The organism is Natronomonas sp. (genome assembly GCF_036625485.1).
In the GTDB taxonomy this organism is placed as follows: domain Archaea; phylum Halobacteriota; class Halobacteria; order Halobacteriales; family Haloarculaceae; genus Natronomonas.
Genome location: NZ_JAZKTR010000066.1, coordinates 1 through 13,277 on the forward strand (window position 1 = coordinate 1; position 13,277 = coordinate 13,277).

15 protein-coding genes are annotated in these 13,277 nt (G+C 65.7%); 8 read left to right on the forward strand and 7 right to left on the reverse strand.

The window, feature by feature from the left end; translation table 11 throughout:
* From V5A53_RS08105 to V5A53_RS08115, 3 genes are all read left to right on the forward strand, one after another.
* On the forward strand, window positions 1–612 hold a 612-nt coding region (locus V5A53_RS08105; protein ID WP_332313091.1), incomplete at its 5' end, for a Nif3-like dinuclear metal center hexameric protein.
* Between the two features lie 73 nt (window positions 613–685).
* Window positions 686–2,098: an APC family permease gene (locus tag V5A53_RS08110; RefSeq protein WP_332313092.1), complete on the forward strand. Its 1,413-nt coding sequence runs from the start codon at window positions 686–688 to the stop codon at window positions 2,096–2,098.
* Window positions 2,099–2,806: a universal stress protein gene (locus V5A53_RS08115; protein WP_332313093.1), complete on the forward strand. Its 708-nt coding sequence runs from the start codon at window positions 2,099–2,101 to the stop codon at window positions 2,804–2,806.
* Here the strand turns inward: V5A53_RS08115 and V5A53_RS08120 are convergent, their stop codons facing one another.
* Window positions 2,807–3,502, reverse strand: coding sequence for an SDR family NAD(P)-dependent oxidoreductase (locus V5A53_RS08120; RefSeq protein WP_332313094.1), 696 nt, complete (start codon window positions 3,500–3,502; stop codon window positions 2,807–2,809).
* A gap of 97 nt (window positions 3,503–3,599) precedes the next feature.
* On the opposite strand from V5A53_RS08120, the gene V5A53_RS08125 reads away from it, so the two are divergent.
* Genes V5A53_RS08125 through cruF form a run of 3 tightly spaced genes read left to right on the forward strand, consistent with a single transcriptional unit; the run spans window position 3,600 to window position 6,793 of the window.
* Window positions 3,600–5,075, forward strand: coding sequence for a phytoene desaturase family protein (locus V5A53_RS08125; protein WP_332313095.1), 1,476 nt, complete (start codon window positions 3,600–3,602; stop codon window positions 5,073–5,075).
* Window position 5,076: 1 nt separating this feature from the next.
* Window positions 5,077–5,949: a prenyltransferase gene (locus V5A53_RS08130; protein WP_332313096.1), complete on the forward strand. Its 873-nt coding sequence runs from the start codon at window positions 5,077–5,079 to the stop codon at window positions 5,947–5,949.
* A complete protein-coding gene (gene cruF, locus V5A53_RS08135; RefSeq protein WP_332313097.1) occupies window positions 5,942–6,793 on the forward strand; it encodes a bisanhydrobacterioruberin hydratase in 852 nt (283 codons plus the stop codon). The genes V5A53_RS08130 and cruF overlap by 8 nt, the downstream gene beginning before the upstream one ends.
* Here cruF and V5A53_RS08140 read toward each other — a convergent pair.
* The 6 genes from V5A53_RS08140 to gcvT all read right to left on the reverse strand — a co-directional run bounded on the left by V5A53_RS08140 (window position 6,790) and on the right by gcvT (window position 11,636).
* Window positions 6,790–8,205, reverse strand: coding sequence for a carotenoid oxygenase family protein (locus V5A53_RS08140; protein ID WP_332313098.1), 1,416 nt, complete (start codon window positions 8,203–8,205; stop codon window positions 6,790–6,792). The two genes, cruF and V5A53_RS08140, sit on opposite strands and share 4 nt — an antisense overlap.
* A 6-nt stretch (window positions 8,206–8,211) precedes the next feature.
* Entirely contained in the window at window positions 8,212–9,165 is a 954-nt protein-coding gene (locus V5A53_RS08145) for a phytoene/squalene synthase family protein (protein WP_332313099.1), read from the reverse strand.
* Window positions 9,166–9,330: 165 nt separating this feature from the next.
* On the reverse strand, window positions 9,331–9,714 hold the full coding sequence (gcvH, locus tag V5A53_RS08150) for a glycine cleavage system protein GcvH (RefSeq protein ID WP_332313100.1): 384 nt from the start codon (window positions 9,712–9,714) through the stop codon (window positions 9,331–9,333).
* Between the two features lie 68 nt (window positions 9,715–9,782).
* On the reverse strand, window positions 9,783–10,163 hold the full coding sequence (locus V5A53_RS08155; RefSeq protein ID WP_332313101.1) for a hypothetical protein: 381 nt from the start codon (window positions 10,161–10,163) through the stop codon (window positions 9,783–9,785).
* 88 nt (window positions 10,164–10,251) lie between these two features.
* Entirely contained in the window at window positions 10,252–10,437 is a 186-nt protein-coding gene (locus V5A53_RS08160; protein ID WP_332313102.1) for a hypothetical protein, read from the reverse strand.
* A gap of 110 nt (window positions 10,438–10,547) precedes the next feature.
* The gene (gcvT, locus tag V5A53_RS08165; RefSeq protein ID WP_332313103.1) at window positions 10,548–11,636 is read right to left on the reverse strand and encodes a glycine cleavage system aminomethyltransferase GcvT; all 1,089 of its coding nucleotides are present in this window, start codon (window positions 11,634–11,636) and stop codon (window positions 10,548–10,550) included.
* 96 nt (window positions 11,637–11,732) lie between these two features.
* Between gcvT and V5A53_RS08170 the strand changes: the two genes are divergently transcribed.
* Entirely contained in the window at window positions 11,733–12,179 is a 447-nt protein-coding gene (locus V5A53_RS08170) for an NYN domain-containing protein (protein ID WP_332313104.1), read from the forward strand.
* The gene (locus V5A53_RS08175) at window positions 12,179–13,189 is read left to right on the forward strand and encodes a sodium:calcium antiporter (RefSeq protein ID WP_332313105.1); all 1,011 of its coding nucleotides are present in this window, start codon (window positions 12,179–12,181) and stop codon (window positions 13,187–13,189) included. The genes V5A53_RS08170 and V5A53_RS08175 overlap by 1 nt, the downstream gene beginning before the upstream one ends.
* The last annotated feature ends 88 nt before the right edge of the window (window positions 13,190–13,277 follow it).

The window sequence follows — 13,277 nt, forward strand, 5'->3', positions numbered from 1 at the left end:
TTCGAGGCCGCGGCGGCCGCAGGCGCCGACGTCCTCGTCGTCCACCACGGCATCGTCTGGGGCGGCCTCGACCGCGTCACGGGACTGGAATACGACCGCATCGCCACCCTCGTCGAGAACGACCTCGGCCTCTACGTCTCCCACCTCCCGCTGGACGGCCACGCCGAACTCGGCAACGCCGCGGGGCTGGCCGACTACCTCGATTGCGAAACCGTCGAACCGTTCGGCGAGGCCGGCGGCGTCCATATCGGCCACCGCGCTCGCGCCGAGACGCCCTATACGGTCGAGAGTCTCCGGGACCAACTTTCCGGACTCGATACGGGCGGCAAACCCGTCGACGTGCTGGATTTCGGCCCCGAAGAGATCGAGGACATCGGCATCGTCACGGGCGGCGGCGCCGACTGGATTCGGGAAGCCGCCGAGACGGACGTTGACGCCTTCGTCACCGGCGAGGGCAAACAGAAGGTCTACCACGAGGCCCGCGAGGCCGGCGTGAACGTCTTCCTGGCCGGCCACTACGCGACCGAAACCTTCGGCGTGCAGGCGCTCGCGGACCTCGTGGAGACGTGGGGCATCGAGACGACGTATCTCGACCACCCGACCGGCCTGTGAGCCGCCGGCACGTGGGGGAACCTTCGGCGTCGGGGACACTCATAAACCGTAGCCGGATGCAACTACGTACGAAATGAGTGGTGGAACCAGCGGCACCAATATCGAAGGCGAGGCCCCAGTCTCCGAGACCGTCGTCGAAACGGATGAGGCGACGGTTACGGAAAACGCCGAACTCGAGCGCACGCTCGGGCTATCTGGTGGACTCGCAATCGGTATCGGGACGATGATCGGCGCCGGAATCTTCGTCTTTCCGGGATTGGCGGCCGGCAACGCGGGCCCCGCAGCGGCGCTTTCCTTCGGCATCGGCGCCATCATCGCGCTGTTGGTCGCTCTCCCCGCCTCCGAGTTGGCGACGGCGATGCCGAAATCCGGCGGCGGCTACTACTTCATCTCCCGGGGGCTCGGCGCGCTCGCGGGAGTCATCATCGGCCTGTCGCTGTGGTTCGGGTTGGTCTTCGCGACCGCGTTCTATCTTGTCGGGTTCGGCTACTACGCGGTCGATTCGTTGGCCGAAATCGGCGTCGCCGTCGGCATCGACTGGGTCATCCCGCTGGCGCTGGTGTTCGGTGCCGCGTTCACCGTTCTGAACGTGACCGGGACTGAAAACGCCGCCAAACTCCAGAATGGCGTCGTCGCGCTTCTGTTGTCGATTCTGGCGGTCTTCCTCGGGTTCGGTGTCCTCGACGCCCTCGGTATCGTGGGGCAACCTACTGCCCCGGAGGAGTTCGCGCCGTTCGGCTACGTGCCCGTCCTCTCGACGGCGGCGCTGGTCTTTACCTCGTATCTCGGCTTCGCACAGGTCGCCACCGTCGCCGGCGAGATGAAAGACCCCGGCCGAAACCTCCCGCTGGCGATGGTCGGGTCGGTGCTCATCGTCGGCGTGCTCTACGTGGTGACTATCTTCGTCGCAACGAGCGCCTTCGGTGCGGAGCGACTGGCCGCGGAAGGCGAAACCGCGATGGTCGCGGTCGGCCGTGACCTGCTCGGTCCGGCAGGTGCCCTCGCCATCCTCTTCGGCGGCCTGTTGGCGACGATGTCGAGTGCGAACGCCTCGGTTCTCTCGACGTCGCGGGCCATCTACGCCGTCTCGAAGGACGCGCTCCTGCCGAAGTGGGCCAGCAGGATCAACCTGAAATACGGGACGCCACACGTCGCGCTGGGGATGGCCGGCGGTCCGATTCTCGCGTTGACGGCGACGGGTCGCGTCGAAATCCTCGCCGAAGTGGCCTCCTTCCTCCATCTCATCATGTACGGTCTCATCTGCGTCGCCCTGATCGCCTTGCGCCGCGACGAACCCGAGTGGTACGACCCCGACTTTCGGGTGCCGGCCTATCGCCTCGTGGCAGTCGTCGGCGCAGTATCGAGTTTCGCGCTCATCGGATTCATGCAACCGCTCTCGCAGATCCTCGGTATCGCCATCATGCTCGGCAGCGCCGGATGGTATTTCTACTATGCGCGCGATATCGAACTCAAGGGGGCACTATAGATGACTCGCGTACTCGTTCCGGTCGAGATTCTGGAGGGAAGCTCGGTGTCCTACGGGCTGATGGGCCTTCTGAGCACGATGGACGTGACCGTCCTCGGCTACCAGGAACTCCCCGAGCAGACGCCGGCCGACCAGGCCCGCGAACAGTTCGAGGACCGAGCCGTCGCGGCGCTGGGGGACCTCGCCGAGGAGTTCCGTGAGGCCGGCGGCGACGCCGACACTCGGCTCGTATTCACCCACGACCGAAAGCAGACCGTCGACCGGGTCGCCAACGAGGTCGACGCCCGAGCCTACGCGATCACCGGCGCGACCGGCGACGTCGACCGCCTGCTCGTGCCGATTGCTGGTGACGTGGCCGTCGACCGAATCCTCGATTTCGTCGACGAACTCGTCGGCGACCGCGATATCAGGGTCACGCTCTTTCTGGCGAGCCAAGCCGAGGGCGCCGAGACCCTACTGGAGAAGGCGGCCGACCGCCTGAACGAATCAGGAATCAGCACCGAAACTGACCTCGTCGTCTCGGGCCAGCCCTTCGAAGCCCTCATAGAGGCGGTGCCGGACCACGACGCCATCGTCATGGGCGAGCAGGCCCCCTCGCTATCGAAATTCCTCCTCGGCGACGCCGCCGAGCGAGTGGCCTCGGCGTCCGTCGGCCCCGTACTTGTCGTCCGGAGCGAGCAGACAGCCGCCGAATCGCTCGGCGAGTGATCAGCGCGTCGCTTTTTTCCAGTCCCGCAGGTCGACCACTTGACCGTCGACGGTATCGGCGTCGGCTTCGCTGGCGGCCCACCAGAACATCGGCGCCACGTCTTCGGGCTCTCGCCCCTGGGCGTGGTTCGTCAGTTCGGTTTCGACCTGTCCCAGATCGAGTACGCCGACGACCGCATCGAGTTCGACGGCGAACTGCCGGGCGACGGCTTCGGCGGCGGCCTTCGAGACGGCATACGCGCCGAATCCCGGCTTCGCCTCCCGAGCGATTCCCCCGGAGGGAACGACGACTCGGGCCCCCTCGTTCAGATGCGGAACGGCCTCTCGAACCGTCGTGAAGACGCCACGGGTATTGATTCGAAGCGTGTCGTCGAATCCAGCGTACGATTCCTCGGCCAGCGGCGTCGCCCCGGGTCGGCCGTGGTAGACGCCGGCGTTGGCGACGACGCAATCGACCCCCGTCATCTCACCCTCCCGTGACGCGGTCTCTAGCAGACGCTCGACGTCGAATTCGTCGCGGACGTCGGCCCGCATCGCCGTCGCGGACCCGCCTGCGGCCTCGATGTCTTCGGCGACGGCCGCGATGTGTTCTTGGTCCCGAGCGCAAATGACGACGTGGGCGCCCCGGTCTGCGAATAGCCTCGCGACTGCCTCGCCGACGCCGCGGGATGCTCCGGTGACGACTACCGTGTCCATACGCCGCCCACGTGCGGCCCCGACAAGGTGGTTTCCCTCACCCGTGTGGGTCGCCGCCACACCCGTTTTAATGGTGTCGCCGCCGCTATAGGTACGTATGGCAAACGACCGGGTCATCGTCGTGGGGTCGGGCTTCGGCGGCCTCTCGACGGCCTGCTATCTCGCCGACGCTGGCTACGACGTGACCGTGCTGGAGAAGAACGAACAGCTCGGTGGCCGCGCCTCCGTGCTGGAGGCCGAGGGCTTCCGGTTCGACATGGGGCCGTCGTGGTACCTGATGCCCGACGTCTTCGAGCGCTTCTTCGCCCACTTCGACCACCATCCGAGCGACTTCTACGAACTGGAGGCGCTGGATCCGCATTACCGCATCTTCTTCAAAGACGGCGATTCCGCCGCGATTACCTCCGACCGCGAGGAGATGTACGACCTCTTCGAGAGCTACGAGGACGGCGCCGGCGAGGCGCTGGAGTCGTATCTCGATACCTCCGAGACCCACTACCGGACGGCGATGGACAAGTTCGTCTACGAGGACCGGCCCAACCTCCGCGACTGGATTGACCTCGACGTGATGCGGGCGGCGCCCATCGGCCTGCAACTGCTCGGGACGATGGACGACTACGTGGCCGACTACTTCGATAACCCGAAACTGCGCCAGATAACCCAGTACTCGCTGGTCTTCCTCGGTGGCGCGCCGTCGAACACGCCCGCCCTCTACAATATGATGAGCCACGTCGATTTCAACCTCGGCGTCCACTACCCCGAAAACGGATTGCGCTCCGTCGTCGACGCCTGCATCGAGTTGGGCGAGTCGATGGGCGTCGACTACGTCACCGACGCCGAGGTGGGCGAGATCATCAACCGAAAGGACGGCTTCGAGGTGGAATCGGCCGCCGGTACCTTCGAGGCCGACTACGTCGTCAGCGACGCCGACTACGCCCACACCGAGCAGGAACTCCTCCCGGAACACGAACGCCAGTACGACGCCGAGTACTGGGATTCCCGGACCTACGCCCCCTCGGCCTTTTTGATGTACATGGGCGTCGAGGGCGACGTCGAACCGCTCGAACACCACACCCTCGTCCTGCCAGAGGACTGGAACCACCACTTCGAGCAGATCTTCGACGACCCCGAATGGCCCGAGGACCCCGCCTACTACCTCTGTGTTCCCTCGAAGACCGACGACAGCGTCGCGCCGGAGGGCCACAGTAACCTCTTCGCGCTCGTGCCGGTCGCCCCCGGCCTCGACGACAGCGAGGAGGTCCGAACGTGGTACCGCGACCTCATCCTGGACGACATCGCGGAGAACACCGGCGTGGACCTGCGTGACCGCATCGTCTTCGAGGAGACCTTCTCCGTCTCGGAGTTCGCCGACCGTTACAACAGCCGTGCGGGGACGGCACTGGGGCTTGCCCACACGCTCCGACAGACCGCCGTCTTCCGACCGCCGCACAGTTCGGAGGCCTGTCCCGGCCTCTATTTCACCGGCTCCTACACCACCCCCGGCATCGGCGTACCGATGTGTCTCATCAGCGGCGAACATACCGCCAACGCGCTCATCGACGACGCATCCTGACATGACCGACCACGCGCTGGACCGATTGCTCCCGAGCGAATCGACGGCGTCCGGCTATCTGCTCCGGGCCTCCCGTCCCCGTTTTTGGCTGTATCTCGCGGGCCCTGTCATCGTCGGCGTCGCCTACGCCGCACGTGGCGTCGAGGACCTGTTCGCGCCGCTTGCCGTCGCTCTGTTCGCGTACTTCCTCCTCCCGGCGAACGTCTTCCTCTACGGCGTCAACGACGTTTTCGACGCCGACATCGACACGGAGAACCCGAAGAAGGAGGACCGAGAGGTCCGGTATCAGGGCGACCGACTGGTCCCCGCCGCGGTCGTCGTTTCGGGCCTCCTCGGCGTCGCCTTCGTTCCGTTCCTCCCGACCGTCGGCGTCGTCGCGATGGGTGCCTTCCTCCTGCTGTCGGTCGAATACAGCGCGCCGCCGCTCCGGTTCAAGACGACGCCGTTCCTCGATTCGCTGTCGAACGGCCTCTACATCCTCCCGGGCGTCGTCGCCTACGCCGGCCTCACGGGGCAGGGACCACCCCTCGCCGCCATCGCCGGCGGCTGGCTGTGGGCGATGGGCATGCACACGTTCTCGGCGATTCCCGACATCGAACCTGACCGCGAGGCGGGCATCGAGACGACCGCGACGTTCCTCGGCGAGTCGCGGACCTACGCCTACTGCGCCGTCTGCTGGCTCGCGGCGGCCGCCGTCTTCGGGCTCGTCCACCCGTTCTTCGCCGCGGTACTCGGCGTCTATCCGGTCTTCGTGGTCGGAATCCTCGCCAGCGACGTGAGCGTTGACCGCGCCTACTGGTGGTTCCCGTTCCTCAACACCGCCGCCGGGATGGTCCTCACGCTGGGCGCTCTGTGGGTGATGCTGTATGCCTGATGGCGACAGTGCCGTTGCGACGACGCGAGAGGTTCCGACGCGTCAGCGACTCGAACGCCGCCTCGACGGACTGGTCGACGACAACCGATTCACCATCGCCGTCGTCTTCCCGACGGTCGGCGCGGTCATGTTGCTGGCCTCCGCCGAGGGCCTGCTCCCCGAACCCCTCTCGTTCAATCCCTACCTGCTCTTGCTCGGCGTCGCCGTCATGCGCCTCCCGCTCATCGCTGGGGTCGCGCCGCTGTTGACCCGACGGGCCGGCATCGGCTTGCTGGGACTCTGTGCGTACACCTACGGCATCGAGTTCGTCGGCGTCCTGACGGGCTATCCGTACGGCCACTTCGAGTACGGCGTCGACCTCGGGCCGATGATCGCGGATGCGATACCGGCGGCACTGCCGCTTTTCTTCCTGCCGCTCGTCCTCAACGCCTACCTGCTCTGTCTGCTCCTCTTGGGCGAGTCGGCTCGGAACGCAGCGCTTCGCGTGCCCGTCGTCATCGGCGCCGTCGTCGGCATGGACCTCGTTTTGGACCCCGCGGCGGTCGCCATCGGCTTCTGGAGTTACGACGCCGGCGGCCTCTACTACGGTATCCCGTGGCTGAACTACGCCGGGTGGGTCCTGTCGGCGACCGTCGCCGTCCTGGTTTTCGATTTCGCTTTCGACCAAGGCGGCCTGCTGGCCCGCGTCGAGGCCTGCCCGTTCATGCTGGATGACCTCGTAAGCTTCGTCATCCTGTGGGGATTCGTCAACGCCTTCTACGGCAACTGGGTGCCAGCGGTGCTGGCGGTCGGCTACGGGTACGCGCTGTGGCAGGTCGACCGGTTCGACTTCCCCGAGCGCTAAGCCTCGGGGAAGTAGCGACCGTGGAAGCCGAACGGGACGACGTGTGGCAGGGGTGCCCGGGCGATTTCGGTCAGCGTTTCGGCATCGAAAACCAGGAGCATCGAGCGTTCGGTTTCGGTATCCAGCGCGGGCGCGAGCACGACGCCATCGTCTTCGGCGTCGGCCGACGGGTGCTGGACCATCCGCGGTTCCTCGACGTAGACGCCGCGTTCCCACCACTCGTTGGCCGTGCCGGAATCGACGTCGATCTTCGCGAGGCCGTTAGCGCCGCGGCGGTCCGTCGCCTGCGCGTAGGCGTACCGATAGGGCCGGCCCCGAACCGCTCGCGGAACCGTGGGTAGCTCGAGGCTGCCGTCGTACTGGCGGGTCCGGGTCACCTCATCCGAGTCCGGCGACACCCGGAACCGGACCAGTCGGCCGTCCGGCGCCGCAGCGAAGGCGTCTTTCGAGAGCGTCTCGAAGGTCAGTGCCTCGACGATGTCGGCGTCCTCGAAGGCCACGAGGTCCACCACGACGTCGTCGCCGTCCTCGTAGGCGTTGAGGTGGTGGAAAACGAAGAACGGGTCCGTCCGGCAGTCGGCGACGAGGGCCCCGGAATCGCGGTCGACGACGATGAACCGAGCGTCGCGGTCCGCGTCGTAGTCGAGCATATCGAGCAGGCCGTCCCCCCACGGCAACAGCGCCCGGAGAAGCGCGATTCGGAGCGGCGGTTCGACCAGCACGGCGTACTTTTCGGTGATGGCGATGTCGTGGACGTAGCCCGGTCCCTCGGCATCGACCGTGGCGAACCGCTCGCGCTCGGCCGATCCGTCCGGGACGCGGTAGAAGTGGTACTTCGACCGCCGGCCGAACGCCGTCGCGTAGCCGATCGTCTCGCCGCGGTGAGGGTCGACCGCGAAGTGAGCGGTCGCGAGGTGTTCTCGGATCTCGTCGTTCCACCGGAACTCGCCTCGGGTCTCCAGCGTGGTCGGGTCGAAGGCGACCCGCCGGGGCGCCTCCGTCAGCGCGACGTGGTGGCCACCGAAGCGGGCGACGTGGACGTTCGCGTTGTCCGTCGGGGCGGGCGGGCCGAGCGCGCGGAGCCAGCGGAGGGCTTCCCGAAGCGGTCCGCCACCGCTGGCGAACTCGCCGGCCGTGGCTCCGGACTGGGTGTCGTCGTAAGCCTCCGTTCGGAGAAAGCGGTTCGTGTACCGAACCTCGCCGTCTTCGAAGCCGTACCGGCGGAGCATGGCGAGGCCATCGAACCAGTGAGTCGCCCGTTCGTCGCCGAACTCGAAGGAACCAGGACCGTTCCGTATCAGGGCACCGGAGAGCCACGTCGGAACCGACCCCTCGACGGGGAGTCGTCGGTCGGTCACCTCCTCGTCGAGCGACTGGAAGCCGAGTTCGTAGGCGCGGTCGGTAGAATCCACAGCCGATCAATGCATCGGCAGCGGGTCCTCGGGACGGGAGGCACCCATGCGGGTCTCCGCCATCGGAACCGCGCTCACCTTCGCGAAGACGGTTTCGGGGTCGCCGTGGCGCATCCAGTGCCATCGGGTCCGGACGACGAGCGACAGTTTGCGGAACGTGCTCAGCGAGGGTCGTTCGGAGACCGTATCGTAGCCCTGCTCCCGGATCAGCCGGTGGTGTTCGGCGTACAGCACCGCCGCCGTCAGGACGGGGAGTTGGCAGTCCCGGGGGAGGTATTTGATGCCGGCGACCCCCTCGCGATAGAGCCGTTCAGCCCGGCGGAGTTCGTGACGGATCGCGTCGCCGATCTCGTCGGTGAATTCGAGGTTCTCGATGTCCTCGGCATCGGCATCGTAGGCTCGCAACGTCTCCCGCGGCAGGTAGATCCGGTCGAGTTCGACGATGTCCTCACGGACGTCCCGCAGGAAGTTGGTCAACTGGAAGGCCTCGCCGAGTCTGGTGGCGTGCGGAATCGCCGTCTCCTCCTCGTCGATATCCATGATCATCGTCATCATGACGCCGACGGCGGAGGCCGACCCGCGCATGTACGATTCCAGTTCCTCGTAGGTCTCGTAGCGGTCGGTGTCGGTGTCGGCTATCATCGCGTCGATGAACACCTCGATCTCCTCGTCCGGAATGTCGTAGGCCTCCCGAAGCTCGGAAAACGCCGACAGGACGGGGTCGTCGGTCGGGGCCCCGCCGAGCGCCGCTCGCTGGATCTCCATCAATCGTTCGCGCTGTTCGCTGGGTGACATCCCCTCCGGATTGTCGACGACCTCGTCGGCGACACGGAAGAACGCATACAGGACGTAGGTCGCTTCACGGACCCGTTCCGGAAGCAACCGCGTCGCATAATAGAACGTCTTCCCAGTCCGTCTGTGGATGGACTTGCTCTCCGCGAGCTGGGTTTCGTCGACCATTCGGCTGCCCTATAATAGGGCCGCCCGCATCTTATGTGTTTGTGCGTCGGCATCTCGTCACGTACTTCGGTGCCGATGAAAACCGGACGGAACCGTTCTCCGAGTCGATACGACCTGTCAAAGACACGAGAAGCGAGGTCTCGACGGGACCCTTGCTCCGCGATATCAGCCCAGTTGTGCCTCGTACTCGTCGGGCGACAGCAGGGCCTCGTACTCGCTTTCGTCGGCGAGGTCGACCTCAAGCATCCAGCCGTCGCCGAAGGGGGCCTCGTTGACCAACTCCGGCGCGTCGAAGAGATCCTCGTTGACCGCCGTCACCTCGCCTGAAAACGGCGCATAGAGGTCCGAGACGGCCTTGATGGATTCGATGACACCGAACTCCGCGTCCTTGTCGATGGCGTCGCCGACCTCGGGAAGTTCGACGAAGACGACGTCGCCGAGTTCGTCCTGTGCGAAATCGGTGATACCGATACGTGCCGTTCCGTCCTCGCGCCGCGCCCACTCGTGGGACTCCAGATACCGACAGTCCTCGGGAACCTCGAAGCTCATACGTGGCGTATCCGCCGTGGGGAATGTAGTGCTTTCTATGCCCCGCTCACGGGAGAGGCCACCGCCGACTAGGTTTCAGCCGCCATCGGCTGGGAACGCCACGCCAATGCGGCGACCACGACGGCGACGGCGACACTCAAGATAGCGATCAGATCGAACGAGAGGGTGCCCCTCGTCCGGGCGATCGAGTACCTGACGAACCACAACAGGAAGAACGAATACCCGACTGCTGCCGTGCCGGTAAGGAGGGCGCGGACGGGTCGTCCCCGACGTGACCCGAGGGCTACGTACGTTCCACCCGCAGCGGCGAGTGCGCTGCCGAGCGCCAGCGGGAGAACGTAAAACACCGACGGGAAATCCCCGCCGAAAACGGTGAAACCGATAACGCTTGCGACGAGGAAGGCCGTGCCGCCGACGCCGACGGACAGGACGAGTCTGCGGAGTTCCATGTGGTACCAACGCGGTCCTATTTCAAAAATATGCAGAGCATACTGGCCTGGTACCCGCACGAAACGGTGCTCAGTTGCTCGGGTTGATTCACCCAGTACCGAGTACGGTACGGCCATGGCTGGGAAACGCGTCTTCGACTACCTCGACGATATACTCCGGGAGGAAGATATTCGCTATCAACTCCATCACGAGGACGACCAGCATGAGCAGGACCAGACCTGCCAGTACCCCGAGGAACAGATGCTTCAGTCGCTCCTGACTCAGTGTGGCCACGACAGTACTACGAGTGGCATATAAATAACGTATACCCTACTGGAGAACCGAACTCCGCTCGGCCAACTCGCCGTCGCCATGTGCCGCGTCCGTCCATCCGGCGGAAGTGTTCACGCCCGCTCGTAGAACGGCAGCGACTCGACCTCGGCCCGTTTCTCCCGGTCCCGAACGAGAACGTCCAACACGGTTCCGGGGTCGGCGTATTCGACGGGCACATAGCCGAGACCGATGGCGTCGCCGAGCGTCGGGCTCATCGTTCCGCTCGTGACCTCGCCGACCGTCTCGCCGTCGACGGCGATGTCGTACCCGTGGCGGGCAATGCCTCGATCTCGGAGACGGAACCCGACCAGTTCCTCGTCGATACCGGCTGCTTTTATATCGGTCAGGGCGTCGCGACCGACGAACTCGGTATCGAGGTCGACGACGAAGCCGATACCCGCCTCGTAGGGGTTGCGAGGGTTCTCGTCGATGTCGAAATCCTGCCCCGAAAGCAGGAAGCCGGCTTCGAGTCGGAGGGTATCACGCGACCCGAGCCCACAGGGCTGGCAGTCCAGCGCCGACCAGACGGCCTCGGATTCCTCGGCGTCGAAGAGCAACTCGACGCCGTCCTCGCCGGTGTAGCCGGTGCGAGCGACCAGACAGTCGACCCCAGCTACCTCGCGGTATTCGGCGGTGAAACGGGAGATATCGCTCGGGTCCGCACAGCGGTCGCCCAGCAACGACAGAGCCTCGGGGCCCTGCAAGGCGACCATCCCGTAGTCGGTGGTGACGTTCTCGACGGTGGCGTCGAGGCCCCACTCCTCGGCGTGGGCCGTCCAGCGGTCGTACATCTGGTCGTCGTGGCCGGCGTTCGGGATGAAGAGGTAGTCGGCGTCGTCGCGGTCGGGAAGCCGGTAGACGACCGTATCGTCGATGATGTCGCCGTGTTCGTCGGTGATGGTCGAATACTGTGCGTCGCCGGCATCGAGGGCAGTGACGTCGTTGCTCGTCAGGCGGTTCATCAGGGCGGTCGCGTCGGGGCCCGAGACCTCGATCTCGCCCATGTGGGAGACGTCGAACTTCCCGGCGGCGGTGCGGACGGCCTCGTGTTCCTCGCGGATGGAGTCGAACTCGACGGGCATCTCCCACCCGCCGAACTCTGTCAGTTTCGCGCCCGCGTCGGCGTGGACGGCGCCGAGGGGCGGCGTTCGAAGGGACATACCTGAGCCCTCGGCGGCCGGGGAGTAAGGTTTTCCCACTCCGCCCGTCCGTGACGGACCGCCAGCGATTAGACGGGGCCGCCCGCAGGAGCAGATATGGGATTGTTCGACCGGCTCCGAGGCGGGACGTCGGCCCCCGCTGTCGGTATCTTCGTCGACGGGCCGAACGTCTTCCGTGAGGAGTTCGACGTCGACCTCGACGACCTGCGGGCGCTGGCCGAAGGGGAGGGAAGCAGTGCCATCTCCCGGGTCTACGTCGACGAGAACGCGGGCGGCGGCCTGATTCAGGCCGCCGAGGCCCGCGGGTTCGAGGTCGTCACCACCAGCGGCGACGTGGACGTGAAACTCGCGGTCGACGCCGTGGAGGCAGCCGTCGAGGGCCGTATCGACACGCTCGTCATCGTCTCACGGGATACCGATTTCAAGCCCGTCATCGAGACTGCGAAGAAACGTGGACTCCACACCGTCGCCGTCGCGCCCGGGACCTACGGCCGCTCGGACGCGCTTCGAAACGCGGCTCACGACGAGGTGACGCTCGAATAATGGCGAGCGTACCCGTCTTACTTGGCGTCGGCCTAGTGGCGACTGCCATCGTCTGGGCCGGTTCGTCGTGGCTCGAAGGCGCCTCGGGAACGCTCGCCGAACACTATGCCCTTCCCCGGCTGATTCAGGGCGCGCTCATCGCCGCCGTCGGGTCGTCGGCGCCCGAACTGGCGAGTGCGATCATCTCGACGGTCCGCTACGGCGAGTTCGAACTCGGCGTCGGCGTTATCGTCGGTTCCGCCGTCTTCAACATCCTCGTCATTCCGGCACTGTCAGCGCTGCTCGCCGACGGCACGCTGGACACCGGCCGGGACGTCGTTTACAAGGAAGCGCAGTTCTACATGCTCTCGGTCGCGTCGCTGTTCCTCGTGCTTTCGTTCGCCGTGATTTATAACCCGGTCGAGGGCACCGACCTCAGTGGGAACCTCACCCGCCCGCTCGCGCTGTCGCTTCTGGCGCTTTACGGCCTCTACGTCTTCATCCAGTATCTCGACATCAGCGAATCCAACGTAACGGCCGTCACCCTGTCCCTGCGAGACCTCCTCGTGGAGTGGGGCAAACTCCTCGCCGGCATCGCGCTCATCATCGCCGGCGTCGAGGCGTTGGTCTGGTCGGCGATCGGCCTCGGTGACGCCTTCGGGACGCCCTCGTTCCTCTGGGGGATGACCGTCGTCGCCGCAGCGACGAGCCTTCCGGACGCGCTCATCAGCGTTGCCGCCGCCCGTATCGACGAACCCGCAGTCAGTCTCGGCAACGTCCTCGGGAGCAACATCTTCGACCTACTCGTTGCCATCCCCGCGGGCGTACTGCTGGCGGGCGCGACGACGGTCTCCTTTACCGACGCGGTGCCGATGATGGGCTTTCTGGTCATCGCCACCATCGTCCTCTTCACGTTCGCCCGGACGAGCATGGAGATCTCCGACGGGGAGGCCAGCGCGATGCTCGTGATGTACTTCGCGTTCGTGGGGTGGCTCCTTCTGGAGAGCGTCGGCGTCGTGGACTACATTTGAGCGCCATCCTCGACTCACCGATAGGTGATTCGCGTCAAGATCACCAGCGCGACCGTTTCGAGCACACAGAGCGCCGTGAGGCCCGCCT